We start from the raw sequence: 26,497 nt of genomic DNA, 5'->3' as shown, positions 1-26,497 counted from the left end.
AAGACTTCACTGTTGCTCAAGTAGCAGTGGAGTCTTTTTGATGGTTTTGATGTGCTGTACATTTAGCATACATTTCGCAACCATCTGTAATGATGTTATAATTTTAAAAAAGAAAGGAGGGATATGATGTTACGTAATAAATTATCTTTTAAAATCATTACTATTGTTTTGGTAGTATTAGTTATTGGTCTTTCTATTTGGGAATTTGTCACAAAAAAATATACTGGCTATACTTATTTGTTTCTTGGATTAATGATGATTTCTGCAGGGATATCTCTTTTTAAAGAACAACGAAAATCTTTAGCCTATATGTATTGGGTAACAGCCATACTTATTTTGATTGCTTTTGCAGTAGGAATTTAAAAAACTAAAAAATAGAGTAGATCATCGGTTCAATAGCAATTCGCTTGTACATAAGGAGAACAATCATGTTAACACGTTTGAGAAAAATAGGCAGTCACGACATATTCAAAAGAATGATCGTTACAGTAATTTTTGTAGTTGTGCTTTCATTTGCAATTATTGAATCTATGATCATATCTGGTTTTAAAATCAATGATACGCAAGCTTCTCATGTAGATTATATAATTATTTTGGGTTCAGGGCTGAAAGGTTCACAGTTATCGATTATTTTGCAACAGCGAGTCGATACAGGGATTATTTATCTGAAGCAACACCCTCATATGTCTGTTATCGTATCCGGTGGTCAAGGCCCGGGGGAAGATATTACAGAAGCGGAAGCAATGAGTCGCTATCTGGTTCGTCAAGGCATTGATCAGACTCGTATTATTCAAGAAAATCGTTCGACCAGCACTTTTGAAAATTTGAAGTTTTCTCAAGATATTTTGCAAGCACGAGGTATCCATCAACCTTCGATTATGATCGTAACGAGCAATTATCATCTGTATCGTGCAGAAATGATTGCTTCTACACTTGGCTTCAAAGTGCATGGTATAGCAAGCCCATCACTAGGGTATTTATTGCCTCAAAATATGTTGCGTGAATACCTAGCCATGATCAAAGCCATGTTACAGCTTCCATAAAAAAGTTCTAATACAATAAGGAGTTGCCTAATGAGTGAATATACGATTGGACATTTGATTCAGCGCAAACATAGTGAGTTATTGGAAGATTTTAATCCTCTTTTTACAGGTCATCTTAATGAACATTGGACTTTGTTTTTTATGAAAGATACCAGTTTTAAGAAAAAAGTTCCTGACTCTATTTATCAGATTTCCAATACGGTACCTGTGCTCCATTTTGATCATGCAGAAGATCATGGCTGGAGTTATGAAATTATATCGAACGGCATATCAAAAGCTCACTTTGATTATAATTACGAATTAGAAGAAATATCTTTGCATCAAATGGCACTGGATCGTTACCCTAAAGAAGATCCGGTAGAGCTGTTATATACTAATCCTGATTTTGAAGGAGTTCGTTCACAATTGCTGACTGAATTACATCAGAACCCGGCATATCAAGAACAACTCCAACAGCTATTTCAAAATTGTCATGTAGAGCAATTTACTCTATTTGAAGTGAGTCCAGAACAGATTGAGCAATTAAAGCAGATTATGACTCAAAAGCATCTAGATCAGTTAGATTTTATGCACGATTTGGTGGATCAATTTAAAGAGATACTGAATCTTCAAAAAATGAGCTGGATCAGTCCAGAACGTTTAGAAGATGATGAATTTGATCTGGAGTTATGAACAATTATGCCTGAATACTCTCAAGTTCAACTGTATATAGAATGTGCTGAAACAGACTTTAAAGAGGTCAGAGATCGTTTTATACGATGTTTATCTGAATATGGATTTGAACATAGTTATCTACAAACGTATTTTGGTACGATTGAATGGGAGCTATCTGATAATTTTTTTATGTATACAGGTTGTAATGCAGAACGTACTTCTCTTTTAAAAAATAATATATTGGTAAGCATCCGACCTGCTTTGATAGGATTAACACCGTATATTTTTACAGAGCTTCAAAAGAATGTCGTTGAACTTGCTTTATTTTTTGAGAGTGATCATATTATAGATGATTATATAAATGCTCATTTAAAAAAAGAATGGCAACCGTTAATTTGGGACGTTATATGTCTTTTTCATAAACATTTTAGTGAGACCGCTATATACTTTACGGACGAAGCGACAGATGGACAACCTTGGGAAGCACTGATCAGTAAGCAAATTCAAAGTAATTACTGGTCATTTGATGCAGCTATTATACCGAATCAATTGAATACAGATAATATACAACCTCCACAATCTACGTTTTATACTGAAACTAGAATAGATCACACTGTATTTGCACGAAAAGTAGTCTGGGATCAACCTCCTTGGGATCATCCAAATCAATATTTTCCAATAAAGTGATTACGCTTACAGCTGAAGGGTAATAAATTAGCGAATCAAGATGACCAGGGAGGCTACAATCATGGAGAAGCGTAAATATGGTAAAACAGATATGGAAGTCAGTGTACTGGGATTTGGTGGTTCTGAAATAGGCAGTGGAGTCAGCGAAAGTGATGTTAAACAATTACTGAATAGCGCATTAGATGCTGGCTTAAATGTAATTGATACTGCTGAATGTTATGGAAAAAGTGAAGAACTAATTGGAAATACACTGTCTCATCGTCGGGATGATTATTATTTATTTACTAAATGTGGTCATGCCGCAGATTTTGATGCACCAGACTGGGACCCTGTAATGTTAGAGCAAAGTATTGATCGCAGTCTGAAGCGACTCAAAACAGATTATGTAGATGTCATTCATTTACATAGTTGCTCTGAAGAAGTACTTCGTCGTGGAGAAGTGATTGAAGTGCTACAACGTGCCAAACAAGCAGGCAAAACGCGCTATATCGGTTATAGTGGTGATCATACTAATGCACTGTATGCTATCAATACAGGCGTATTTGATAGTCTTGAAACATCTGTCAATATTGCTGACCAAGAAGCGATCGCTCTTACTATTCCAGAAGCACGCAAGCAAGGAATGGGTATTGTTGCCAAGCGTCCTATTGCTAATGCTGCATGGACATTTGAAACGGTCGGTGCGCAAGAATATCCGTTTGTATATTGGAATCGATTGCGTGATCTGAATTATGGATTTTTGCAAGATGAAGAAGTACAAAAAAGTATCGAGCGTGCACTACGTTTTACATTGAGTATTGAAGGAATAGATACAGCGATTGTTGGAACAACAAAGCCAAGTCGTTGGACCGAAAATGCTGCTTTATTAAAAGAAGGAGCACTATCCAAAGAACATTTCGAAGCAATACGCAGTCGCTGGCAAGAAATTGCGGAACCAGAATGGGTAGGACAAACGTAATATAGATTCGATTGATATAATAAACACATCTATTTTCATCATAAATAGGAGCTATCTTCTTAGAAATTATAGAAGGTAGCTTTTTTGTGCGATACGGTCGGTACAATATAGCCTTTATCAACTCTATTTTACTAAATTTCATCATATGAAAAATTCATAATAATAAAACAAAAAATATACTTTGCTACTACACATATCATCCATACTTCTAAGGTATCTAAATCCAAGATGTAAAAAGGAAGAGGTGACTTCATTATCCCCATCAACATATAAAATCTAAAATAATAGTTGTCAAAATGAAAAACATATGATAATTTATACCTGTAACCGGTTACACATCGAGGTGAAAAGAAAATGACAACGATAAAAGATGTAGCACGCCATGCAGGTGTATCTGTTGCTACTGTTTCACGAGTGATTAATGAAACAGGTTATGTGCATGAAGATACGCGGCGTAAAGTAGAAGAATCTGTTCAACAATTGAACTATACACCTAATGAAGTAGCACGTTCTTTATATAAACGTAAATCCAGATTAATTGGTCTGTTGCTACCTGATATTACGAACCCTTACTTTCCTCAATTAGCTCGTGGGGTAGAAGATCGGATGCAGGAAAGTGGATTCCGCTTAATTTTTGGCAATAGTGACGAAAGTCAGAAGAAAGAGCAAGATTACATACAGACTTTTGTCCAAAACAATGTTGTCGGTGTGATCTCATCTACCAATGATCCAGGTACAGCTTCATATCGCTCACTCAAAATTCCGGTCGTCTTTTTGGATCGTATATCCAGTGATCGTCCTGCTGTGTATGCAGATGGTCGAGAAGGTGGACGACTTGCAGCCCAGCAAATGATTCAGCGTGGAAGCCATCATATTACAGTGATGCAAGGACCTATTCATATTCGTCCTGCGCAAGATCGTTTTCAAGGAGCGATAGAAGTGTTACAAGATATGGGGATCGATTATCATACGACACAGACTTCATCTTTTTCATTTACCAATGCAGATCGCTGGGCAAAAGAGCTGTTTGAACAATATCCTGATACAGATGGTGTGATTGCAAGCAACGATATTGTAGCGACAGCAGTAATACAAGAAGCCTATCGTCTGGGCAAAAAAGTACCACAAGATGTGCAGATTATCGGATTTGATGATATTCCTTTAAGTAGTCTGTTATCACCAGCATTATCTACAATTCGTCAACCAGCCTATGATATGGGCAGAGCGGCGGCAGATTTATTAATTCAATTGATTGAAGGCACAGCAGGAGAACAACGGACAATTCAGATGCCTGTTCAATTTATAGAACGCGAGACAACACGTAAGCTGTAATCTATTATTTTTGTATAAGATATCATTGTTAAGTACAGTTAATTGATACTAAATATAAAATAGCATGTCTTGATTGCCCAATAAAAAGAAGTAGAAAGGTGGAAATTTAATATGTCTCAATCTCAGCATCATTCTTCTAAAGCTAAAATTTGTGTTATTGGTAGTTGTTCGATGGATTTAGTAGTTACTTCTGAGAAGCGCCCGGGTGCAGGAGAAACCGTTCTTGGAGAAAGTTTCAAAACGGTTCCCGGTGGAAAAGGAGCTAATCAAGCTGTAGCCGCCGCACGATTAGGAGCAGAAGTGACTATGATCGGTCGTGTGGGTGATGATCATTTGGGAACAACGATTTTACAAAACTTCAAAGATAATGATGTAAATGTAGACTATGTGGAACCGGTTACAGATATGGAGAGCGGTACAGCACATATTATTTTGGCTGAAGGAGATAATAGTATTATTGTCGTCAAAGCAGCTAATGATCATGTGACTCCAGCATATGTAGCTCAAGCGATTGATGTGATTAAAGCTTCCGATATTGTGATGATTCAGCAAGAAATTCCAGAACAAACGGTAACCTATGTTAGTCAAATATGCGCTGATGCTAATGTGCCTTTATTGTTAAATCCAGCACCGGCTCGTCATGTGAATGAGACTGTGATCAACAATCTTTCTTATATTACACCGAATGAACATGAAGCAGGTGTCGTGTTTGAAGGGCTCACATTAGAAGAAGCATTACGTCAACATCCTAACCGTTTGTTCGTAACCGAAGGTAGTAAAGGTGTTCGTTATTATGATGGGCAACAAGAAGTAGTTGTGCCGACGTACAAAGTAGACGCTGTAGATACAACAGGTGCAGGAGATACGTTTAATGCGGCTTTTGGGGTGGCATTAGCAGAAGGTCAGTCTTTGCAAGATGCACTACGTTTTGGCAATCGCGCAGCTTCTCTTTCAGTCACTAAATTTGGTGCACAAGGCGGAATGCCTACACGTCAGGAAGTAGAGGAACAATTGTAATGAAGAAAAGTGGAATTTTGAATAGCCATATTGCTAAAGTATTGGCTGATCTTGGACATACCGATTATATTGTGATTGCTGATATAGGATTACCTGTACCGGATGGAGTGCCTAAAATTGATCTTGCTCTTACGTATGGAGTACCAAGCTTCCGCGATGTCGTTCATGTGATCTCGGAAGATATGGAGATCGAACAGATTACAATCGCAGAAGAGATGGTACAGCAGAATGAAGATACATTTTTATATATGCAAGATAAGTTCGCAAGTATCCCATTATCCAGATGTAGCCATGAAGAATTCAAGCATTACTGTCAAAAAGCCAAAGTAATTATTCGTACAGGTGAATCCAGACCCTATGCTAATTGCATTTTGCATGCAGGTGTTCATTTTGGAGCAACACAGCAGTAAAAGAACAGCATGAGTAGGACGCATAAATAGCACAACAGATTTAAAGGAGGCATTGTCTATGCAGATTCAAATGAATGGTATTTACAAATCCTTCGGTACAAACCAAGTCTTGAGCGGAGTCGATTTTGATCTCCGCGCAGGCGAAGTTCATGCACTGATGGGTGAAAATGGAGCTGGCAAGTCAACATTAATGAATATTTTGATTGGTCTGCATGAGCGCGATCAAGGCACAATTGTAATAGATGGACAAGAGACCTATTTTGATAATCCCAAAGTGGCTGAACAAAAAGGGATCGCTTTTATCCATCAAGAGCTTAATATCTGGCGTGATATGACCGTACTTGAAAATCTATTTATCGGTAAAGAGATGACATCCAAATGGGGTTTACTCAATACCAAACAAATGAAAACGCTAGCAAAAGAGCAATTCCGTAAATTAGCAGTCGATTTGCCTTTGCAAGGTGAAGCAGGAGATTGTTCTGTTGGACAACAGCAAATGATCGAGATCGCCAAAGCTTTAATGACAGATGCGAAAGTAATCGTTATGGATGAACCAACTGCCGCACTAACCGAGCGTGAAATTCAAAAATTATTTGAAGTGATTATGGCGCTCAAAAAAGAAGGTGTGTCGATTGTATACATTTCGCACAGAATGGAAGAAATATTTGCGATTTGTGATCGAATTACAATTATGCGTGATGGCAAAACAGTCGATACCAAAGAAATTCCACATACTCATTTCGATGAAGTAGTCAAAAAAATGGTAGGTCGTGAATTGACAGAACGTTATCCTGCCCGTACCCCACAGCCTGGTGAAGTAATTTTGGAAGTGAAAAATGCCAGCAAAAAAGGTCAATTCCAGAATGTAAGCTTTACGGTTCATGCAGGAGAAATTGTAGGTTTCTCCGGATTGATGGGTTCGGGACGCACAGAGATTATGCGTACGTTGTTTGGACTAGACACGCTCGATAGCGGAGAAATCTGGATACGTGGTAAAAAAGTAAATATTCGCAGACCTGATGATGCAGTGAAGCATGGTATAGGTTTTATTACCGAAGATCGTAAAGACGAAGGATTAGTACTTGATTTTTCAATTCGTGAAAATATGGCGCTACCTAACTTATTTAGTTTCTCTTCGAAAGGGTTTATTTCTAGTAAAAAAGAAGCTGAATTTGTAGATACATTAATCAAACGATTGCAAGTAAAAACTCAATCTGCGGAGACACCTGCACGTAGCCTTTCCGGTGGTAACCAGCAAAAAGTCGTAATTGCGAAATGGATTGGTATTGGCCCAAGCGTATTGATTTTGGACGAACCGACACGCGGGGTAGATGTAGGAGCGAAGCGTGAAATTTATCAATTGATGAATGAACTTACCGATCGTGGTGTAGCGATTATTATGGTGTCCTCTGAATTGCCAGAAGTACTTGGAATGAGTGACCGTATTGTAGTTGTCCATGAAGGTAAGATTAGCGGAGAATTATCCAGTCAAGAAGCTACGCAAGAAAATATTATGACGTTAGCTACAGGAGGACAGTAATATGACAACCATAACGAAAGAAAAACCAGAGAAAAATTTCAAATTATCGAATGTAACACAAAAGCTCGGTCCGTTGCTTGGATTTATTATTCTAGTCATTATTGTATCGGTATTGAATCCAGACTTTTTGGAACCGCTTAATATTTTGAATCTGTTGCGCCAGGTGGCGATTAATGCGTTAATTGCATTTGGTATGACTTTTGTTATTTTGACAGGTGGTATTGATCTATCCGTTGGTTCGATTCTAGCATTATCCAGTTCATTTGTAGCGAATCTGATGTTAGCAGGCGTCGATCCGATCTTAGCGATTATTATCGGATGTGCAGCAGGTGGGGTTATGGGTATGGTCAATGGACTGATGATCACCAAAGGTAAAATGGCTCCATTTATCGCTACACTAGCGACAATGACCATATTCCGTGGACTGACTCTCGTATATACCAATGGTAATCCTATCACAGGGCTTGGCGACAGTATGGCATTTCAATTATTCGGACGTGGGTATTTCTTAGGGATTCCTGTACCGGCGATTACGATGGCAATTACATTTATCGTATTATGGGTGATCTTGCACAAAACACCATTTGGTCGTAAAACATATGCGATCGGTGGTAATGAAAAAGCAGCTATCGTATCCGGTATTAAAGTACCCCGCGTTAAAATTATGATTTACTCTTTAGCAGGTGCATTATCTGCATTAGCAGGCGCAATCTTAACATCTCGTCTTAATTCTGCACAACCAACAGCAGGTACATCATATGAGCTGGATGCTATTGCAGCAGTCGTACTAGGCGGAACCAGTCTTTCGGGTGGACGTGGACGCATTGTAGGTACACTGATTGGCGCATTGATTATTGGTACCTTGAATAACGGTCTGAATTTGCTAGGAGTATCTTCTTTCTATCAGATGGTTGTAAAAGGGATCGTTATTGTTATTGCGGTATTGATTGATCGTAAAAAATCTGCATAATACATTGATTTTAAAACGAAAAGAGGAATCCAGTATGAAAAAAGGTATATCGCTACTTGCAGTTATAATGACTGTGATCCTATTAGCAGGATGTTCACTTCAACCTCCAGCATGGGCCAAATCCAAAAAATCAGCAAATGCAGGCGAGATTAAGATTGGTCTCTCTGTATCTACTTTAAATAATCCATTTTTCGTATCACTTAAAGATGGAGTCTTGAAAGAAGCGAAAAAGCTAAATATCCAAGTGATCGTTGTTGATGCTCAAAATGACTCTGCCAAACAAAGCAATGATGTCGATGATTTGATTCAGCAAGGGGTAGATGCACTGTTAATCAATCCGACTGATTCAGCAGCGATCTCGGCGGCAGTTCAATCTGCAAATACACTAGATATTCCTGTTGTGACGTTAGATCGTTCTGCGGACAAAGGAGATGTCAAAGCATTGGTCGCTTCCGATAATGTCAAAGGCGGTAAAATGGCGGCTGAATATATTGTCAAACAACTAGGCAAAGATGCTAAAGTGATCGAATTACAAGGTGTACCCGGTGCATCTGCTACTCGTGAACGTGGTAAAGGTTTCCATGATATCGCAGATAAAGAATTAGATGTAGTCGCTAGTCAGGCAGCAGATTTTGACCGTACCAAAGGTCTAACGGTTATGGAAAATTTACTTCAAGGGAATCCAGATGTACAAGCGGTATTTGCTCATAACGATGAAATGGCACTCGGTGCGATAGAAGCGATCCAAAGTTCAGGCAAAGACATTCCTGTAATCGGCTTCGATGGTAATGAGGATGCACTGAATTCGATCAAAGACGGCAAATTGACGGCTACAGTCGCTCAACAACCTGAATTGATCGGACAAATGGCAGTCGATGTTGCTCGTGATGTATTGCAAGGGAAAACGGTCGAGAAATCTATTCCAGCTCCTCTGAAATTAGTCACAAAAGAAGATCAATAAAAAACGCAGTACTTAGCTAAAATAAACTAAATCATATAATGTAGAAGGTCAATATACTATTGGCCTTCTTTATTTGTGTTTAAAAACAAAAAGATAATCAACAAAAAATGTGCAAATCGTTACATTGTAAAGTTCTCAAATAAATCCAACTGGAAAAATAGAATGCTTCTGAAAGAACAAAGCGATTACCTTACATTCATTACATACTATGCTATACTAAAGCTACTATTTATTTTGAAATCAGAAGTTAATATGACTCAAATGCAACTACTTTTTCTAATGAATATATTTCATTTTGTACAACTCGAAAGGAAGATCAATAGAGATGCTGATTATTTTGATGCTCGCTTGCATCATTGTAGGTTTAATGACTACACATACGTATAGGCGCAAGTCTGATATGCCTACTGCTGCAGGAAGTATACTGATGGTCGGAGGTATTTTTATACAAGGAGCTTGGAGTGAAATTACAGGATTATCTGTGTATTCTTATGCGACTTCTATCTTTGTAATCATATTGATTGCTATTTGGATTTACTTATTACTGGGTTATATTACTTCTATTCGTAAAGATGAATTTTTTAATATACATTTGGCTGATCCGGTCGGACGATTTGCAATAGGAACATGGATTGCAGGAACATCGATTTTACTGATTACGATCTATACTTCGTTTCCATCTTCATGGGTATATGAAACCGTATTGATCTTAGCAGTAATGACGATAGGATTATGGGTTTTCTTTATGTATTGGGTTGGTAAAAGTATGATTGATATCGCTCGAATGCAAGGTGGACGACATGTGCATGGGATTGTGTTACTGGCGACAGTAGCTACTCAATCGATTGCGATGTTGTTATATGATATTTTTGGACATAGTGAAGCGATGTTGATTATTTGCCGTTTACTGATTGGTTGGGGATTGATTCTATATGTCGTGTTAGCCAGCTTAATGATCTATCGTTATGTGCGGTATGCCTGGAATACAGCAAATCAGTCACAAAGCAACAATGTGATGATGTATGGAGCATTGGCGATTACAGGTGTAGCTGTTATTGAAACGTCTAGCTGGACACTGGGTGCTGTATCTATCTTATGGTGGGTGACATTGGCTATTTTACTTGTCGTGGAATGTATCGAAATGATTCGTGCTGTGATGAGAATCAGACGAAATGGTTGGAAAACAGCAGTCGGTACGTATGATGTGACTCAGTGGAGTCGAATATTTACACTCGGAATATTCAATCTATTTACATGGCGTCTTATCATGTTCAATGGAAGTGCACTTGTTACTTCATCGACATCAGCTCTACAGAGTGGAATAGTGATCATCACAGCATGGATTACCGTATTATTATTGATCTGGCAGTGTGTGCTATCGATCGAAGCCTATAGACATCGTCCTGTAGTTGCAGAAGTGCCTGTTCAAAGAATACCTCATGTACATTCTCGAAAAGTAAAATAATAGATATATACAAATAACGAATTTTCTTTAATTTTGAGAAAATTCGTTATTTTTTATCAAAATGTGATTATTTCAAATGGAATGAACGTAAATAGTGTAAATGTTTTTCTATGTTATACTTATACCAATCATTTCCAATCACCTTTAATAGAGCTTTAGATAGTCGCTCTACTACACATTTTGAAATCTTATGATTGACTTGGAGTATACTCCAAGTTGTACAGTAGATGTAGCACAATTAATCTAAATCAGAAAAGAGGCTACATTCATGAGTCATGCTAAAACAGTTTTAATTACAGGAGCTAATAAAGGAATTGGTTATGAGACGGCACAACAATTAGGTCGTCAAGGGTATATTGTATTTATAGGAGCTCGTGATGAGTCTCGTGGACAGACGGCTGTAGATCAATTGTTACAACAAGGAATAGAAGCCCATTTTGTATTATTAGATGTTACTGATTCTTCAACAATCCAATCTGCTGTTCATCAGATCGAACAACAATCAGGATCATTAGATGTATTGATAAATAATGCAGGTGTGTCAATCGACGAGATGTCGCCACCTAGTCAATATAAAGTAGAAAATATGCGCAAGGTGTACGATACTAACGTATTCGCAGTCGTTGAATTAACACAACAATTGTTGCCTTTATTACAAAAATCTTCAGCAGGACGTATCGTCAATGTATCGAGTGGATTGGGCTCACTGACTCAGAACAGCGATCCTAATTATGAATATGCAGCGTTTAACGGACTCGCTTATTCTAGTTCCAAAGCAAGTTTGAACGCAGTAACTGTGATGTTTGCCAAAGAATTTAAAGATACCGCACTCAAAATCAATGCTGCTGATCCAGGATATACGGCTACTGACTTTAATGGTAATACAGGGCCTCGTTCGGTAGAACAAGCAGCTACGATTATTGTAAAACTTGCTACATTAGATGAAAATGGACCAACAGGACAATTTTTTGATGAAAATGGAATTGTTCCTTGGTAATATCCAATCTACATCAAGGAGATCACAATATGAGTACAATCGATAATACTGAACAATATACAACGATTAAACAGGCTTCTGAATTAACAGGTCTAAGCGAAGACACGATTCGGTATTATGAAAAATTAGGTTTATTGCCTTATGCAGATCGTCAGCCGAATGGACATCGAACGTATAATAAGCAGCAAATTCAAGGGATTATCTTTTTGACCCGCTTGAAAGCAACAGGGATGACGTTAGAACAGATGAAGCAGTATCGGGAATTAGCAGTTACCGGTGACAGTACATTAGATACAAGATTACAGATACTTAAAGAACATCATCTTAAAGTGCAGGAAAGTATTGCACAATTACTGGAAACCCAGCGTTTTTTGGAATATACGATTGAACATTATATGGAAACAGCGCAAAATCCCGATCGCAATAGTCATGAATGTGATGCGGTCGTTAGCGAACGAATGTTAGCCCGTCACACGTAAAAGTATATTTGTATATAAAAAAAGACGTATCCTCTATGCAGAGAAGATACGTCTTTTTTATGACTTTGTCACACTCTTTCTTGTTAGTTACCTGAAGATTGATGATCTAGTCAGCTAATCGCTCAGAAAGAGTGCAATCATAGTACCATATGAAGTGTGTTGCTGTTTTACAGTTCTGCTCCATTCGTAGCAATTACATTTTTGTACCACTCGAAAGAATCTTTTTTGGAACGTTTGAGTGTACCATTACCATCGTCATCTTGATCAACATAGATAAATCCATAACGTTTAGACATTTCAGAAGTAGACATACTTACAAGGTCGATAGGGCCCCAGCTTGTGTAACCCATCAATTCTACACCGTCGGCAATTGCTTCACGCATTTGCTCAATATGTTTGCGCAAGTATTCGATACGATACGTATCATGGATAGAACCATCTTCTTCTACTTTATCAAATGCACCCAGACCATTTTCAACGATAAATAATGGTTTTTGGTAACGATCATAGAAGTTGTTCAATGTTACACGTAGACCGATTGGATCGATCTGCCATCCCCAATCTGAAGCTTCCAAATAAGGATTTTTTACACCACCGAATAAGTTACCAGCCGCTTTGTCACCATCTGCTCCTGTAGTTACAGTGATCGACATGTAGTAGCTAAAGGAAATATAATCGACAGTATATTTTTTAAGAATTTCATCATCGCCAGCTTCTTTTTGAATCACGATATTATTTTCAGCAAAATAACGGTTCATGAATCTTGGATATTCACCACGTGCATGAACATCAGTGAAGAATAGGTTCATCTGGTTATCATGTTGCGCCTGGCGAATATCTGCTGGATTACTGCTGAACGGATATGTCTCCATACGAGCTAACATACAGCCGATTTGAGAACCTGGAATAATTTCGTGACACAATTTAGTAGCGATAGAGCTAGCTACAAATTGGTGATGCAATGCTTGATACATTGCTTGTAGTTTGTTTTCTTCGCGATCGATAACAACGCCGCCGCCTGTAAAAGCACTGATCGTCAATACGTTAATTTCGTTAAACGTTAACCAGTATTTTACTTTGTCTTTATAACGAGTAAATACCGTTTCTGCATAACGAGCAAAATGATCAACGACTTCACGATTTACCCAACCGTTATACTTTTCAGTTAAACCGAGTGGAGTCTCATAGTGAGAAAGAGTTACCAAAGGCTCTATATTATATTTACGCAACTCATCGAATACATTGTCATAGAATTGAAGACCTGCTTCATTCGGTTGCTCATCATAACCATTAGGGAAAATACGTGACCAGTGAATCGAAAGGCGGAACACTTTGAAGCCCATTTCTGCAAACAAAGCAATATCTTCTTTGTAACGGTGATAAAAGTCGATCCCGTCACGTTTAGGGAAGCGTGCTTCAAATTCACCACTTAGAATTTGTGCAATACGTTCTGAAGAAACTTCCATAGCATGGTTGGTAATTCCGCGTTCTTCTTTTGGAATATAAGCGATCATATCCGCACTGGATAGACCTTTACCATCTACATTATATGCGCCTTCTAGTTGGTTCGCTGCGGTTGCTCCGCCCCATAAGAAGTCTTTAGGAAATCCTTGTTGTACATTCGTCATGTTCATTACCTCTTTCGTCATAGAGTATAAAATTATAATTGAGAATTATGATGATCAGGCGAAAATACCCTATAAAACAACAAAAACCTAAACAGAAAATGAAAGGAAGTCTCTACGTAAGAGTACCTTTACATCATCCATTTAGGTTTTGCCTGCATGACCAGTCACAATCCTGAGTTATTTATTTATCTTTTCTTATTGTAATACACAAGAATAGCGTTTTCAAGCACCTGCCATAAATCTAACGTGAATCTTAGACAACAGCGGTTAATAGATAGTCTTGATTGTTGACTTCGGATTCAGATGTTTTGAGTACATCTAGATAACTAGCTGCATTGGTGACAATAACAGGCGTAGACAGAACATAACCAGCGGCGCGGATCTGCTCAATATCGAATTTGAGCAACAATTGTCCTTGCTCTACAATATCACCTTCTTTAACCATTTTCTCAAAGAATTGACCTTTCAAACGAACGGTATTCATACCGACATGAATTAACATTTCAGCACCATCATTAGATGTGATACCTATTGCATGTCCGGTAGGGAAAACAGTCGTTACTGTACCATTTACAGGTGAAGTCAGTAGACCTGAAGTAGGTTCTATCGCAATACCTTTACCCATAGCACCGGAAGAAAAAGCTGGATCTTCAAGTGACTCCAGTGGCATTGTTGTTCCTTGTAATGGGCTAATAATAATTTCTTTCGCAATAACAGAAGCGGTTGTTGCAGTAGTCGTAGCTGCATTTCCTGTTGGAGCAGGAGCATCATTGGCTGTAACGACTGTAGCTTCTTCTTTGAATCCAAGAATATATACCAACAGAGCAGCTAGAACAAAAGCAACTAGCAGTCCAATCACAACAGCAGCGAACCCTGTACCGATATACGTAGGAAGAGCAAGCAAACCAGGTAGAGCAAAAGCAATCGCTCTTGAGCCACCAGCACCGATAATCGCGCCACCTACAGCACCAGCGATACAAGCATAAATAAATGGTTTTTTCAATTTCAATGTAATCCCGTAAATCGTTGGTTCAGTGATCCCGAAGATTGCGGCAAGTGTAGAAGAACCGGCTAATGCTTTGGTATCTTTATTTCTTGATTTGAAAAATACACCTAAGGTTGCACCCGCTTGAGCCATAACCGCAGCTGTTAACATCGGCAACATTGGATCAAATCCATTAGCTGCAATATTTCCAAGCATAATCGGAACAAAGCCCCAGTGGACGCCGAAAATAACAAATACTTGCCAGAATGCCCCTGCGATACCACCTGCTAGAATAGGGCTCAAATTATAAATCCATGTGAATCCTGATGCTAATCCTTGACTCACTAAATGACCTACAGGACCGAATACAAGGAATGTTAGAGGAATAACAACTAACAAAGCCACCATAGGCACCAGGATATTTTTAACAGATTCATGAATAAATTTGCTTGCAAATCGTTCTACATACGATTGTACCCATACTGCCAAAATAATCGGAATAACGCTGGATGTATAGTTAACCAGTACAATCGGAATATTCAGAAAGCTTAAACTGATCCCACTATCTAATGCTGTCAAAATCGTAGGATAGACTAACGCGCCTGCAATCGCAATCGATACAAACTGATTGGTTTTGAACTTACGCGCAGATGTAACCGCCAGGAAGATCGGTAAGAAATAAAATACACTATCTGATGCTGCATTCAGAACAAGATAGGTGCCTGATGTGTTATCTAGCCAGTGAAGTGCTAGAAATAAAGCGACTAATCCTTTTAATACCCCTGCACCTGCCAAAGCTCCAAGCAGAGGAGAGAAGATGCTAGAAATAATATCGACTGCTTTACCTAGTATATTGGTATCTTTATCTGTAGCCGTCGTTGATGCTTCAGTCGATTTCTCTACATCTTGCAAATTCGTTTCCGCCATAATTTTATCGTACACCTGACTAACAGAGTTGCCGATAACGACTTGAAATTGTCCGCTATTTTCGACGACTGTGATCACACCCGGTGTTTTTTCGAGCGTTGCTTTATCTGCTTTACTGGAATCTTTTAAGCTAAAGCGTAGACGTGTTGCACAATGGAATACCGAATTGACATTCGATTCTCCGCCGACCAGATTAATAATTTGTTTGGATAAATCTTGATTACTCATGATTGATAGCTCCTTTATGAATAAATACATCGATTAGTACAAGATCCTCACGACATGTTGGCCGACATGGGTGAAAGGAAAGCTTTACTGTCAATAAAAGAACAAAGAGAAATTGCCGGCACTCTTTATTTTCTTTTATAAACAAGAAAAACCTAAACTCGTGGTGAAATAGACAGCGAACTAGCGCGTCCTTTTCACCATCAGTTTAGGTTTTGCCTGCATAACCAGTCACAATCCTAATGGATGGAATGTATTTAATTATGATTGTTCTTCTTCAATCGTTGTTCGTTCGGTTACCCGGTGAATATGAATAGTGAGGTAGACATATTCATCTTTACTCAATGATTGATCATACGTTTTTTCTAAATAATCATTGATTTTAGAGACACATTCAAATGCTTTGCTATATGCTGTTTTGACTTGATTATAAAGGAATTCTTCTCCACTATAATGAATCTCTTTGCGCAACAATCGCATCGCAAAATATTGCAGATGAGTAACAAAGCGAGAATAGTTAAGTGACGATTCATCCAGTACAATGCCATAATGATAAGTTACGATATTGAGTACATGCTGTACGATCTCTGTCATTTTAATCGTAGCTTGCATTTCATTACCATCCATACGAGCATTTACAATATGAAGAGTGATAAATCCAGCTTCGTCTTCGCCTAATGAAATACCAGTACTGTCTTTGATCATCTGTAAAGCATCTTGACCGACACTGTATTCTTTTTTATAAAAGCGTTGAATTTCAAAAAGTAACGCATTTTTGATATGAAGCTGTTTCTCATAACGCTCTAATGCAAAATGAATATGATCTGTCAGTGTCAAATAAATATTATCGCTCAATGTTGTACCTAGAACCGCATTGGCATGATTTACAATTTGATTGACTAGTTCTAGATGGGAGACCGGAATCTCATTCAACAACTCGGTTAACTTGGCTGTGAATTCGTTCTCATTTAACATAAAGATTTTATCTATTTTGGTATCATCTACCGGATCACCAATCACTTTATTAAAAGAAATACCTCGACCCATTACAATAATTTCTTTGCCTTTTTGATTTTTGGTCAGTAGTACATTATTATTTAATATTTTCTCTATAATCATAATCTTCCACCTACAATTCTAAAATGAACGGGGGTTATTTTATAGAAAATATACAGCAATACATGTATATAAATATAAAAAATGCCCGAAATCATTCCAATACCATTTTTCTACAAAATGATATTACAATAATCTCAGGCATTGCCCGCTTAACCGGTCACAATCCTTTAACTAACTTTATTGTAGTATATAATAAAAGCGATTACAAGAGTGATTTGCAGATTTTTTCTAATGTTTATCCATTATTCGTCAAATCATATTATAATTGTCGTAATTTGTCTTATGTAAAAAGGATCGAGTAGTGTTATAATTAACATATTAACTATCTTAGGATAGTCAGAGGGGGTGAATACCTTGTTTGAAATGCATGATTGGATACCGTATTTATTTTCGATTGGTCTGTTAATTACAGTGAGTTATGGATATATTGCTCATCTATATTGCGGAATCACCGAATTTTGGATCAGTAACCGGCAACTTCGTGGACATTATGATCTGCCTTTGATCATTTTCAAAACGATACATCATACACCGATAACACTGGCACGAATCATACGCCGTAAAGAAGCTCCTGATGAAGATGCAGGAGATTGCCTATCCTCGTTGAGCCATAAGCAACAACATCAACGAGGAGGAACAACATGCAATTATTCAAGGGATTCACTTTTACGGGAAAACAAGGTCGTCTTTACGGTTTAATACTAGGTTTAATGATGATGGTATTATTAGCAGGATGTGGTACCTCATCTGTACAAGAAGTCAATTCATCCACACCCGGCTTTTTTACTCATTATGTTGTCTTTCCATTAACTTATAGTATGCAGCATATTGCAACTTGGTTCGGTGGAAGTTATGGGCTGGCTATTATTACTTTGACACTGGCAGTACGGTTTGCTTTATTCCCATTAATGATGCGTCAAGCTAAAGGTCAACAAGGCATGAAGCGTAAAATGAGCATTATGCAACCTGAACTTGATCAGCTCAAAAAGAAATATGAGAATAAAACCAGTACCGAAGACAAACAAAAGCAACAACAAGAAATGATGGAGATCTACAAAAAGCATAGCTTTAATCCATTAAATATCGGTTGTCTGCCTATCTTGATTCAATTACCTATTTTATCAGGTATGTATACAGCGATTCGTGCTACACCGGAACTGGCTTCTCATTCATTTTTGTGGTTCAAATTAGGAGAGCCTAACTGGATTATGGCGATTATTGTAGCATTACTGTATATGCTTCAAGCCAAAGTCTCACAGTATAATATGACACCTGAACAACAAAAACAATTTGCAATTATGGGGTATTTGTCTCCAATTATGATGGCATTTTTCTCATTTAGTGCACCGGCAGCGATGCCTTTATACTGGATGGTGAGTGGATCGTTCTTATTAGTACAGACTTTACTATTCCGCAAAATGTATCCGAATAGTATCCCTGTTCAGACTGCACTTGAAATTGAAGTCGAACCTGAACCTGAAACGTTAGAGCCTGTAGCCATAAGTAATACAAAAGCCAAAAAACTGGCTCGCCAAGCCAATCAAAGTAAAAATAAGTCTGCAAAAGCATAACGCTTATATGTGCCAGGTAAGATAAGATTTTACATCACAAAAGATCATCACTCTTAAAAAGAAGAGGATGATCTTTTTGATGTGATCTTGCTATAAGGGTAAAACTTGGAGAGGTTTTACACCAAAAGAGATATAGAGATAGAGAGTGAAAGACAAAGGAGAGCTATACGTATGAAGATTATTAAAATGGTGCTTCAAATTGCTGTGTTATACCTATTTTACATAATTGGAACGTTAATTCAGCAATATTTTCATTTGTTTATACCGGGCAGTGTGCTAGGAATGTTGTTATTATTTGCTTTATTAATGTTAAATGTTTTTCCTGAAAAGTGGATTCAGACAGGAGCCAATACTTTACTGTTCTATTTACCGTTGTTTTTTATCCCGGCGACAGTAGGAGTTATAGAGCATCTCGATTTATTTGCAGGTAAAGGACTATTATTGATTCTAATTGTTGTTATTAGTACATTGTTCACGATCGGAATTACAGGTTTTGTAGCACAGTGGCTTATTGCACTGGCTGATCGATCCAAATCCAATACACAATCGCCTGCTCCTATACCTGAACACAAATTGATCTATGAAAGTAGAGATCAGCACAAATGAATATAGGTATAGCTTTATTAATGATTGTGATGACGTTGGCGCTATATGTTGTAGCTAGTCTATTGTACAAACATGTACGGATATCGATTCTAATTCCTGTACTAACAACCACTTTTATGATTGTTGTTATTTTACTACTTACGCATACTTCGTATTCTACTTATATGATCGGTGGAGAATGGATTAGTAAATTAATGGGGCCTGCTGTGGTAGCATTAGCTTATCCGCTGTATCGACAACGACATTTGTTCAAGCAGTACGGGTTATCTATTCTGGGAAGTTCACTGATTGGTGTTGTCGTAGGAATGCTGAGCGGAGTAGGTATGGCTTTGGTATTAGGATTCAGTGAACCTTATATTATTTCTATTATTCCTAAGTCTGTTACGACACCTGTTGCTCTTCAAATTTCGAATAATCTAGGTGGAGAAGCTTCGCTTACTTCTGTATTTGTAATGATTGCTGGCTTTACAGGGGTTATTTTGGGGCTTGGTTGCCTGAAATTATTTCGGGTTAAAAATGCGATTAGTGTCGGCATTGCGCTAGGTGTCTCATCCCATGCACTGGGAACAGCTAAAGCTCTTGAACACGGAGAAATAGCAGTGTCTATGGGATCATTAGCATTAACGATCAGTGCGATTGTGTCTTCTTTTATCGGGCCATTAATATTAGTAGCGATCTATCATTAAGTTGTTATCATGTAAATAAATAGCATAAAAGTAGTGATCTCAAAGTCGATGAATTTCATCGGCTTTTTTTATTTTGTGATCTCAATCACATTTTGTCACTTTTTGTTACATTTTCAAAGAAAATTTGTGATTTTAATCACAATCGTATCTATGACTTTTTGACTACAATGTATTTAGTTTTTTAATCAATTTTCAGAAAAGAAAGGAAGTTATCGGATGGATGTTCTTATGCTATCCCGGATTCAGTACGCACTAACGACCGTATTTCACTTTTTCTTTGTACCGGTATCGATTGGGCTCGTATTATTGGTAGCTATTATGGAAACGATGTATGTTATCACTAAAAAAGATCAGTACAAAGTAATGACCAAGTTTTGGGGCAAGCTATTTTTGATCAACTTTGCTGTTGGGGTAGTTACAGGGATTTTTCAAGAATTTCAATTTGGCATGAATTGGTCTAATTATTCACGTTTTGTAGGTGATGTGTTTGGTGCACCACTTGCAGTAGAAGCTTTATTTGCCTTTTTTCTGGAGTCTACTTTTATTGGATTATGGATCTTTGGTTGGGAACGCTTGTCTGCCAAAGTACATTTACTCTGTATCTGGTTAGTAGCGTTCGGAACAACATTATCGGCATTCTGGATATTAACAGCGAACTCATTTATGCAACATCCTGTCGGATTCACGATCAATAATGGACGTGCCGAAATGAATGACTTTTTTGCTCTTATTACCAACGGTCAGGTGTTGGTTGAATTTCCACATACCGTATTTGGTGCTTTTGTTACTTCAGCCTTTCTTATGGCAGGAATCAGCGCATATAAAATGCTGCGGCGTGAAGATATTGAAGTATTCCGCAAGTCATTTCAAATTGCGATTATTGTAGGCATTGTATCATCGTTAGGAGTAGCTTTTAGCGGTCACTCTCAAGCTCAATATCTAGTAGAAACGCAACCGATGAAAATGGCTGCTGCTGAAGGGGTATGGAACACTACTGCTGAAAAAGCACCCTGGATGTTAGTAGGTGGAATTGATACCAAGATGCAACAAAATACATTCGAGATTAACTTTCCACTTAAAGGATTACTCAGTTATCTATCGTATGGCAAATTCACAGGTTCTGTGACAGGGATGAAAGAACTTCAAGCTCAGTATGAGCAAAAATATGGCGAAGGCAATTACATACCACCTGTCAAAACAACATTTTGGAGTTTCCGTATTATGGTGGCTAGCGGCATGTTAATGATCGCTCTATCTGCTTATGGTGTGTATCTAATGTTCCGACGCAAAGTAGAGCAAGCACCGAAATGGTATTGGTATGCGATGATGTATGGGATTGCGTTACCTTTTATCGGCAATACATCCGGTTGGATTATGACAGAAGTCGGTCGTCAACCATGGACAGTATTTGGACTCATGACTACCGCAGATAGTGTATCACCAAGTGTATCCGCAGGTTCTGTGTTATTTTCGACGATTACGTTTACTCTGGTCTATACCGTTCTTGGAGCAATCACAGTGATTTTATTTGTTCGTGAAATAAAAAAAGGCCCGGGTGATGAGCATTCCCATGACGATCATTCCAATGATCCGTTTGAAATGGAGGAGTTGAAACATGCTATCTCTTAATGAAGTATGGTTTGTATTGATCGCTGTATTGTTTGTTGGTTTTTTCTTTTTAGAAGGTTTTGATTTTGGGATTGGTATGTCTACACAGTTGTTAGCTCGTAATGATATGGAACGTCGTATGCTAATTAACTCAATTGGGCCTTTCTGGGATGGTAATGAAGTATGGTTAATTACAGCAGGCGGAGCGATGTTCGCGGCATTTCCGAACTGGTATGCGACAATGTTTAGCGGCTTTTATCTTCCTTTTGTAGCCTTATTGCTGGCTTTGATCGCTCGTGGTGTTGCTTTTGAATTTCGTGGTAAAGTCGGTCATTCTACATGGAGCAAAACGTGGGATATGTGTATCTTTTTCGGTAGTTTGTTACCGCCTTTGTTATTCGGCGTAGCTTTTGCAACGATGCTTAAAGGATTACCAATAGGAGCAGATATGGAGATGCATGCAGGGTTTGGAGATATCATTAATCCCTACTCTCTTGTAGCAGGTGTAACAACGGTTATGCTCTGTATCGTTCATGGTTTAATGTTCGCTGCACTACGCACTACAGGCGATATTCGAGTAAGAGCAAGTGTAATGGCAGGTAAATTGCTGATTCCACTTGCTGGATTGTTGGTCTTACTTGCGATTTTGACCTCTGTATACACAGATGTTTTTACTGTACGCGGTCCGATTCTAATCGCTATAGCAGTCGTAGGTGTGATTGTATTTATACTTGCAGGATACTTTATGAAACAAAAACGCGAAGGATGGGCGTTCGGTATGACAGGCGGATTGATTATTTTATCGATTGCTTCTGTTTTTATCGGCTTGTTCCCGCGTGTAATGGTCAGTTCGCTAGGAGCCATGTATGATCTGACTTTATACAATACAGCTTCCGGGCATTATTCGTTAAAAGTAATGACAATCGTAGCATGTACATTATTACCGTTTGTACTTGGTTATCAAATCTGGACATATTTTGTGTTTCACAAACGTCTACACGAAAAAACACATTTGGAGTATTAATCATGGGTAAAGGGCTAATCCAACTACAAGGCATCAAACCGATTATGGCATTAACAGGTCTATTCACATTCGTGCAGACAATCGTTATTATTATGCAGTCGTTATGGTTGGCAGAAGCGGTCTCCGGTTTATTTACCGGGGATTCTCTTCATCGTCAGCTTGGTCATGTCTTCGGATTCGTAGGTGCTCTGGTTGTTCGACAATTATTATCAGTAATCATGCAAAAAATAGCGTATGATTTCGCAGAGCGGACAGGCAGAAGTATGCGCAAGCTGATGATGGATCAATTATTTGAACTTGGACCTACATTTGCAATAGGGCAGGGGACAGGTAATCTTGTAACACTTGTGCGTGAAGGTGTATCCAAGTATAGAACATATCTGGAACTGATTATTCCGCGTATGATGTCTAATAGTCTCACTCCGCTATTGATTGGGATTTTTATTTTAAAGTTAGATTGGATCTCGGCACTGATTCTGGGAGCTGTATTTCCGTTATTGATTATTTTTATGATTTTACTTGGCTTGGCTGCGCAAAAACAAATGGATAAGCAATGGGCAACATATCGCGTATTATCTAATCATTTTGTTGATTCATTAAGAGGACTTGAGACTTTACGCTTTCTCGGTCGGAGTCGTGCGCATGAAGAAACGATAGGACGTACCAGTGAACGTTATCGTAAAGCAACGATTTCTTCGATGCGTGTTGCTTTTTTATCTTCATTTGCTCTGGATTTCTTTACGATGTTATCTGTTGCTTGTGTAGCGGTGAGTCTGGGGCTTCGCCTTGTCCATGGCACTATTATTTTAGAACCGGCGTTAACGATTTTGATACTTGCACCTGAATTTTTTGTGCCTATTCGTTCATTAGGAGCGGATTATCATGCCACGATGGATGGCAAAGAAGCTGGTGAAGATATTCAGCGTATTATCCATACCTCTACCACGATCGGTACGGTAGATGCAAAGAATAATAGCGATACGTATCGTTCTAAGCCTGTATGGTCAGCTTCCAGTCAGATGGTATTGAATCAGCTTTCTGTACAGCATGATGCAGAAAGTAACTACTCTCTTGAACAGCTTAATCTTCGTATTGGAGGTTATTGCAAAATCGGTATTATTGGTGAAAGTGGAGCAGGCAAATCAACACTGATCGATGTATTAAGTGGGTTTCTTACACCTACACAAGGAGAAGTCCTATGGAAGGATAGTCTAGGAGAAAGTTATCCGCTCAATTCTAATGTCTGGCGTCAACAAACGACATATATTCCACAGCATCCTTATCTATTCAGTGGCACATTAGCAGATAATCTTAGATTGTATGAACCTGAAGCAACCGATGAGCAATTATGGCAAGTCATTCGTGATACAGGATTATATGATCTGGTCAGCCAATTGCCTCAAGGTATCGAAGAACCGGTTGGAGGAGCTGGACGTACACTCAGTGGAGGTCAAGAACAACGCGTTGCGCTTGCACGAGCTTTGTTAGGGCAACGGCAGATTATGTTATTAGATGAGCCGACAGCACATTTAGATATAGAAACAGAGTATGAATTAAAGCAGACTATGTTAGAGCTTTTTAATAATCGATTTGTGATTCTAGCTACTCATCGCATGCACTGGATGGTAGATATGGATTGGATTATTGTGTTAGAACATGGACAGATTGTAGAGCAAGGTACTCATGAACAATTACTAGCACGTCAAGGTGCTTATTGTCGTCTGATTGATAGTCAATGGGGGGAGAGCGCATGAGCAGTCAAGGATGGGTAATGTCTTATATGCGTGTTCATGCGTTTCGATTTGCAGGTATTATTGCTATTGGCGCATTGACGCTACTGTCAGCAGGGATGTTGACTTTTACATCAGGATTTTTAATTTCCAAAGCAGCCTTACGTCCAGAAAATATACTGATGTTATATGTACCGATTGTAGGAGTACGCGCATTTGGGATAGGCAGATCGGTGTTGCGCTATGTAGAACGTTTGCAAGCTCATGATGCGGTACTCCGTGTATTATCCAAAATGAGAGTGCGTCTATATCGAACGTTGGAGCCTCAAGCATTACAACTGAAGTCACGTCATCAGACAGGCGATCTATTAGGCATGATGTCTGACGATATCGAATCTCTGCAAAATATGTATGTGCGTACTATTTTTCCAGGTATTACTGCACTGATTATGTATGGAGCGGTTGTCTGTGCGCTCGGTTGGTTTGATATGTCTTTTGCAATGTTGATTGCTGTGTATATTTTGATTCTGATTGTGATTGTACCGATCTTTTCGCTTCTGATGACACGTACATTTCAGAAAAGACTTAAAAGTAATCAATCTGCGCTCTACCGTCACTTAACCGATGCTGTACTTGGACTAAGCGATCTGATGATTAGTGGACGAGCAAGTGAATTTGTGAATCAGTATGAAGAGAGTGAAAGTCAGGCAGCGGTATATGAACGTAAATTAAGCCGTCACAAACGTTATATCGGTCTAATTACTCAGACAGTTATCGGATTGATTGTCGCACAGATGGCAATTTGGGCAACGTCGCAAGTAGGAGAAAATGGAATGGATGCGACATTATTAGCTGCTTTTATTCTAGTCGTTATTCCACTTGCAGATGCGTTTATCCCTGTGACTGATGCAGTTCAGCGTATTCCTGTATATCAAGAATCACTTCAACGTCTAACACAGCTCGAACAATCAACAGGTTATCCCAATAAAGAACATGCTCAATCTTCTCAAAACTTCACGGATCTTGCTAGCATCAATGATTTTTCCAATGATGATCAATTCTTTATTGAGAAAGCTACTAGACCACCTGCTATTACATTAAAAGAGATTTGTTATAGTTATCATGAGCCAAATGAGTATGCAGTCAACAATATAAGTATAGAAGTAAAGTCCGGTCAAAAAATAGCTATTATCGGGCGCAGTGGCGCAGGTAAGTCGACCTTGCTTAAATTAATACAGGGTGCTTATCTTCCGCAGCAAGGGCAGATTTATATTCAAGGTAAAACGATAGCAGAGTGGGGCGATCAGATTACAGAACAAGTATCTGTACTGAATCAGAAACCTTATCTCTTTGATACCAGCCTACTAAATAATATTCGTCTTGGTCGTCCAACAGCGACAGAAGAGGAAGTCAGACAGGTGATAGAGCAAGCACAATTAAGCGAGCTGATTGCTTCTTTACCAGAAGGAGATCAGACTCCAATGCGTGAAGCCGGTCAGCGATTCTCAGGAGGAGAACGTCAGCGTATTGCTCTCGCACGTGTATTGTTGCAAAATACGCCGATTGTGATTCTGGATGAGCCTACAGTCGGTCTAGATCCACGTACCGAACGTGAACTTATTCATACGATACTGCAAAGCTTACAGGGCAAAACATTGATCTGGGTTACCCATCATCTGCTTGAAGTACAGCAAATGGATCATATTATATTTATGGATCAAGGAAAGATTGCGATGCAAGGGACTCATGAACACTTAATTGATTCTTCTGAGCGTTATCGCAGATTATATCAATTAGATCATCCACAGTGGCGACAACGTACACTAGAGAAAGTATACACATAATATAAGTAAGATATAACGTTTTTAAATGATG

At 38.5% G+C, this 26,497-nt stretch carries 25 protein-coding genes; 22 read left to right on the top strand and 3 right to left on the bottom strand.

Annotated elements, in window-relative coordinates; translation table 11 throughout:
* Nucleotides 1-126 precede the first annotated feature (126 nt).
* From PQ456_RS12470 to PQ456_RS12405, 14 genes are all read left to right on the top strand, one after another.
* Complete coding sequence (locus PQ456_RS12470) at nucleotides 127-363, top strand: DUF3953 domain-containing protein (protein WP_273612577.1); 237 nt, start codon at nucleotides 127-129, stop codon at nucleotides 361-363.
* A gap of 65 nt (nucleotides 364-428) precedes the next feature.
* Nucleotides 429-1,043 carry a YdcF family protein gene (locus PQ456_RS12465; RefSeq protein ID WP_273612576.1) on the top strand — a complete coding sequence of 205 codons (615 nt, stop codon included), beginning with the start codon at nucleotides 429-431 and terminating at the stop codon, nucleotides 1,041-1,043.
* Between the two features lie 30 nt (nucleotides 1,044-1,073).
* The gene (locus PQ456_RS12460) at nucleotides 1,074-1,715 is read left to right on the top strand and encodes a hypothetical protein (RefSeq protein WP_273612575.1); all 642 of its coding nucleotides are present in this window, start codon (nucleotides 1,074-1,076) and stop codon (nucleotides 1,713-1,715) included.
* A gap of 6 nt (nucleotides 1,716-1,721) precedes the next feature.
* Nucleotides 1,722-2,384 (top strand): hypothetical protein, encoded by a 663-nt coding sequence (locus PQ456_RS12455; RefSeq protein ID WP_273612574.1) that lies wholly within the window; start codon nucleotides 1,722-1,724, stop codon nucleotides 2,382-2,384.
* Between the two features lie 61 nt (nucleotides 2,385-2,445).
* Nucleotides 2,446-3,342, top strand: coding sequence for an aldo/keto reductase (locus PQ456_RS12450; RefSeq protein ID WP_273612573.1), 897 nt, complete (start codon nucleotides 2,446-2,448; stop codon nucleotides 3,340-3,342).
* A gap of 354 nt (nucleotides 3,343-3,696) precedes the next feature.
* Nucleotides 3,697-4,674 carry a LacI family DNA-binding transcriptional regulator gene (locus tag PQ456_RS12445; RefSeq protein ID WP_273612572.1) on the top strand — a complete coding sequence of 326 codons (978 nt, stop codon included), beginning with the start codon at nucleotides 3,697-3,699 and terminating at the stop codon, nucleotides 4,672-4,674.
* 111 nt (nucleotides 4,675-4,785) lie between these two features.
* Nucleotides 4,786-5,691, top strand: coding sequence for a ribokinase (gene rbsK, locus PQ456_RS12440; protein ID WP_273612571.1), 906 nt, complete (start codon nucleotides 4,786-4,788; stop codon nucleotides 5,689-5,691).
* Nucleotides 5,691-6,101 carry a D-ribose pyranase gene (rbsD, locus tag PQ456_RS12435; protein ID WP_273612570.1) on the top strand — a complete coding sequence of 137 codons (411 nt, stop codon included), beginning with the start codon at nucleotides 5,691-5,693 and terminating at the stop codon, nucleotides 6,099-6,101. The genes rbsK and rbsD overlap by 1 nt, the downstream gene beginning before the upstream one ends.
* A gap of 58 nt (nucleotides 6,102-6,159) precedes the next feature.
* Nucleotides 6,160-7,641: a sugar ABC transporter ATP-binding protein gene (locus PQ456_RS12430; protein WP_273612569.1), complete on the top strand. Its 1,482-nt coding sequence runs from the start codon at nucleotides 6,160-6,162 to the stop codon at nucleotides 7,639-7,641.
* Nucleotide 7,642: 1 nt separating this feature from the next.
* A complete protein-coding gene (rbsC, locus tag PQ456_RS12425; RefSeq protein ID WP_273612568.1) occupies nucleotides 7,643-8,611 on the top strand; it encodes a ribose ABC transporter permease RbsC in 969 nt (322 codons plus the stop codon).
* Nucleotides 8,612-8,645: 34 nt separating this feature from the next.
* Complete coding sequence (gene rbsB / locus PQ456_RS12420; RefSeq protein ID WP_273612567.1) at nucleotides 8,646-9,572, top strand: ribose ABC transporter substrate-binding protein RbsB; 927 nt, start codon at nucleotides 8,646-8,648, stop codon at nucleotides 9,570-9,572.
* Nucleotides 9,573-9,897: 325 nt separating this feature from the next.
* Nucleotides 9,898-11,037, top strand: coding sequence for an SLAC1 family transporter (locus PQ456_RS12415; RefSeq protein ID WP_273612566.1), 1,140 nt, complete (start codon nucleotides 9,898-9,900; stop codon nucleotides 11,035-11,037).
* 268 nt (nucleotides 11,038-11,305) lie between these two features.
* Nucleotides 11,306-12,034, top strand: coding sequence for an SDR family oxidoreductase (locus PQ456_RS12410; RefSeq protein ID WP_273612565.1), 729 nt, complete (start codon nucleotides 11,306-11,308; stop codon nucleotides 12,032-12,034).
* A gap of 29 nt (nucleotides 12,035-12,063) precedes the next feature.
* Nucleotides 12,064-12,513: a MerR family transcriptional regulator gene (locus PQ456_RS12405; RefSeq protein ID WP_273612564.1), complete on the top strand. Its 450-nt coding sequence runs from the start codon at nucleotides 12,064-12,066 to the stop codon at nucleotides 12,511-12,513.
* Nucleotides 12,514-12,680: 167 nt separating this feature from the next.
* Here PQ456_RS12405 and PQ456_RS12400 read toward each other — a convergent pair whose 3' ends face one another.
* The 3 genes from PQ456_RS12400 to licT form a co-directional block, all read right to left on the bottom strand.
* Nucleotides 12,681-14,141, bottom strand: coding sequence for a glycoside hydrolase family 1 protein (locus tag PQ456_RS12400; protein WP_204823925.1), 1,461 nt, complete (start codon nucleotides 14,139-14,141; stop codon nucleotides 12,681-12,683).
* Between the two features lie 253 nt (nucleotides 14,142-14,394).
* On the bottom strand, nucleotides 14,395-16,281 hold the full coding sequence (locus tag PQ456_RS12395) for a beta-glucoside-specific PTS transporter subunit IIABC (protein ID WP_273612563.1): 1,887 nt from the start codon (nucleotides 16,279-16,281) through the stop codon (nucleotides 14,395-14,397).
* A 258-nt stretch (nucleotides 16,282-16,539) separates the two neighbouring features.
* The gene (gene licT / locus PQ456_RS12390) at nucleotides 16,540-17,397 is read right to left on the bottom strand and encodes a BglG family transcription antiterminator LicT (protein ID WP_273612562.1); all 858 of its coding nucleotides are present in this window, start codon (nucleotides 17,395-17,397) and stop codon (nucleotides 16,540-16,542) included.
* A gap of 354 nt (nucleotides 17,398-17,751) precedes the next feature.
* Here licT and PQ456_RS12385 point away from each other — a divergent pair, with 354 nt between their 5' ends.
* The 8 genes from PQ456_RS12385 (at nucleotide 17,752) to cydC (ending at nucleotide 26,466) form a co-directional block, all read left to right on the top strand.
* On the top strand, nucleotides 17,752-18,096 hold the full coding sequence (locus PQ456_RS12385) for a hypothetical protein (protein ID WP_273612561.1): 345 nt from the start codon (nucleotides 17,752-17,754) through the stop codon (nucleotides 18,094-18,096).
* The gene (yidC, locus tag PQ456_RS12380) at nucleotides 18,039-18,968 is read left to right on the top strand and encodes a membrane protein insertase YidC (RefSeq protein ID WP_273612560.1); all 930 of its coding nucleotides are present in this window, start codon (nucleotides 18,039-18,041) and stop codon (nucleotides 18,966-18,968) included. Before PQ456_RS12385 ends, yidC begins: the two co-directional genes overlap by 58 nt.
* Before the next feature lie 171 nt (nucleotides 18,969-19,139).
* A complete protein-coding gene (locus PQ456_RS12375) occupies nucleotides 19,140-19,574 on the top strand; it encodes a CidA/LrgA family protein (RefSeq protein WP_273612559.1) in 435 nt (144 codons plus the stop codon).
* The gene (locus PQ456_RS12370) at nucleotides 19,571-20,260 is read left to right on the top strand and encodes an LrgB family protein (RefSeq protein ID WP_273612558.1); all 690 of its coding nucleotides are present in this window, start codon (nucleotides 19,571-19,573) and stop codon (nucleotides 20,258-20,260) included. The genes PQ456_RS12375 and PQ456_RS12370 overlap by 4 nt, the downstream gene beginning before the upstream one ends.
* Nucleotides 20,261-20,476: 216 nt before the next feature.
* Nucleotides 20,477-21,889 (top strand): cytochrome ubiquinol oxidase subunit I, encoded by a 1,413-nt coding sequence (locus tag PQ456_RS12365; RefSeq protein ID WP_273612557.1) that lies wholly within the window; start codon nucleotides 20,477-20,479, stop codon nucleotides 21,887-21,889.
* A complete protein-coding gene (cydB, locus tag PQ456_RS12360) occupies nucleotides 21,876-22,892 on the top strand; it encodes a cytochrome d ubiquinol oxidase subunit II (protein ID WP_273612556.1) in 1,017 nt (338 codons plus the stop codon). Before PQ456_RS12365 ends, cydB begins: the two co-directional genes overlap by 14 nt.
* Before the next feature lie 2 nt (nucleotides 22,893-22,894).
* On the top strand, nucleotides 22,895-24,646 hold the full coding sequence (cydD, locus tag PQ456_RS12355; RefSeq protein WP_273612555.1) for a thiol reductant ABC exporter subunit CydD: 1,752 nt from the start codon (nucleotides 22,895-22,897) through the stop codon (nucleotides 24,644-24,646).
* Entirely contained in the window at nucleotides 24,643-26,466 is a 1,824-nt protein-coding gene (gene cydC, locus PQ456_RS12350; RefSeq protein ID WP_273612554.1) for a thiol reductant ABC exporter subunit CydC, read from the top strand. Before cydD ends, cydC begins: the two co-directional genes overlap by 4 nt.
* Nucleotides 26,467-26,497: the final 31 nt, after the last annotated feature.

This window comes from Paenibacillus kyungheensis (assembly GCF_028606985.1).
GTDB lineage: Bacteria > Bacillota > Bacilli > Paenibacillales > Paenibacillaceae > Saccharibacillus > Saccharibacillus kyungheensis.
Note: the sequence above shows the minus strand (reverse complement) of the source record. Positions and strands in the feature narration are given on the sequence as shown.

What these genes read in the sequence shown, in the direction of transcription:
- cydD (WP_273612555.1), top strand. Translation starts at nt 22,895, where the DNA reads ATGGGTAAAGGGCTAATCCAACTACAAGGCATCAAACCGATTATGGCA.
- PQ456_RS12470 (WP_273612577.1), top strand. Translation starts at nt 127, where the DNA reads ATGTTACGTAATAAATTATCTTTTAAAATCATTACTATTGTTTTGGTA.
- rbsC (WP_273612568.1), top strand. Translation starts at nt 7,643, where the DNA reads ATGACAACCATAACGAAAGAAAAACCAGAGAAAAATTTCAAATTATCG.
- PQ456_RS12445 (WP_273612572.1), top strand. Translation starts at nt 3,697, where the DNA reads ATGACAACGATAAAAGATGTAGCACGCCATGCAGGTGTATCTGTTGCT.
- yidC (WP_273612560.1), top strand. Translation starts at nt 18,039, where the DNA reads ATGCAATTATTCAAGGGATTCACTTTTACGGGAAAACAAGGTCGTCTT.
- PQ456_RS12430 (WP_273612569.1), top strand. Translation starts at nt 6,160, where the DNA reads ATGCAGATTCAAATGAATGGTATTTACAAATCCTTCGGTACAAACCAA.
- PQ456_RS12400 (WP_204823925.1), bottom strand. Translation starts at nt 14,141, where the DNA reads ATGACGAATGTACAACAAGGATTTCCTAAAGACTTCTTATGGGGCGGA.
- PQ456_RS12465 (WP_273612576.1), top strand. Translation starts at nt 429, where the DNA reads ATGTTAACACGTTTGAGAAAAATAGGCAGTCACGACATATTCAAAAGA.
- cydC (WP_273612554.1), top strand. Translation starts at nt 24,643, where the DNA reads ATGAGCAGTCAAGGATGGGTAATGTCTTATATGCGTGTTCATGCGTTT.
- PQ456_RS12460 (WP_273612575.1), top strand. Translation starts at nt 1,074, where the DNA reads ATGAGTGAATATACGATTGGACATTTGATTCAGCGCAAACATAGTGAG.
- PQ456_RS12405 (WP_273612564.1), top strand. Translation starts at nt 12,064, where the DNA reads ATGAGTACAATCGATAATACTGAACAATATACAACGATTAAACAGGCT.
- rbsB (WP_273612567.1), top strand. Translation starts at nt 8,646, where the DNA reads ATGAAAAAAGGTATATCGCTACTTGCAGTTATAATGACTGTGATCCTA.
- PQ456_RS12375 (WP_273612559.1), top strand. Translation starts at nt 19,140, where the DNA reads ATGAAGATTATTAAAATGGTGCTTCAAATTGCTGTGTTATACCTATTT.
- PQ456_RS12370 (WP_273612558.1), top strand. Translation starts at nt 19,571, where the DNA reads ATGAATATAGGTATAGCTTTATTAATGATTGTGATGACGTTGGCGCTA.
- PQ456_RS12410 (WP_273612565.1), top strand. Translation starts at nt 11,306, where the DNA reads ATGAGTCATGCTAAAACAGTTTTAATTACAGGAGCTAATAAAGGAATT.
- PQ456_RS12365 (WP_273612557.1), top strand. Translation starts at nt 20,477, where the DNA reads ATGGATGTTCTTATGCTATCCCGGATTCAGTACGCACTAACGACCGTA.
- rbsK (WP_273612571.1), top strand. Translation starts at nt 4,786, where the DNA reads ATGTCTCAATCTCAGCATCATTCTTCTAAAGCTAAAATTTGTGTTATT.
- licT (WP_273612562.1), bottom strand. Translation starts at nt 17,397, where the DNA reads ATGATTATAGAGAAAATATTAAATAATAATGTACTACTGACCAAAAAT.
- PQ456_RS12395 (WP_273612563.1), bottom strand. Translation starts at nt 16,281, where the DNA reads ATGAGTAATCAAGATTTATCCAAACAAATTATTAATCTGGTCGGCGGA.
- PQ456_RS12455 (WP_273612574.1), top strand. Translation starts at nt 1,722, where the DNA reads ATGCCTGAATACTCTCAAGTTCAACTGTATATAGAATGTGCTGAAACA.
- rbsD (WP_273612570.1), top strand. Translation starts at nt 5,691, where the DNA reads ATGAAGAAAAGTGGAATTTTGAATAGCCATATTGCTAAAGTATTGGCT.
- cydB (WP_273612556.1), top strand. Translation starts at nt 21,876, where the DNA reads ATGCTATCTCTTAATGAAGTATGGTTTGTATTGATCGCTGTATTGTTT.
- PQ456_RS12450 (WP_273612573.1), top strand. Translation starts at nt 2,446, where the DNA reads ATGGAGAAGCGTAAATATGGTAAAACAGATATGGAAGTCAGTGTACTG.
- PQ456_RS12415 (WP_273612566.1), top strand. Translation starts at nt 9,898, where the DNA reads ATGCTGATTATTTTGATGCTCGCTTGCATCATTGTAGGTTTAATGACT.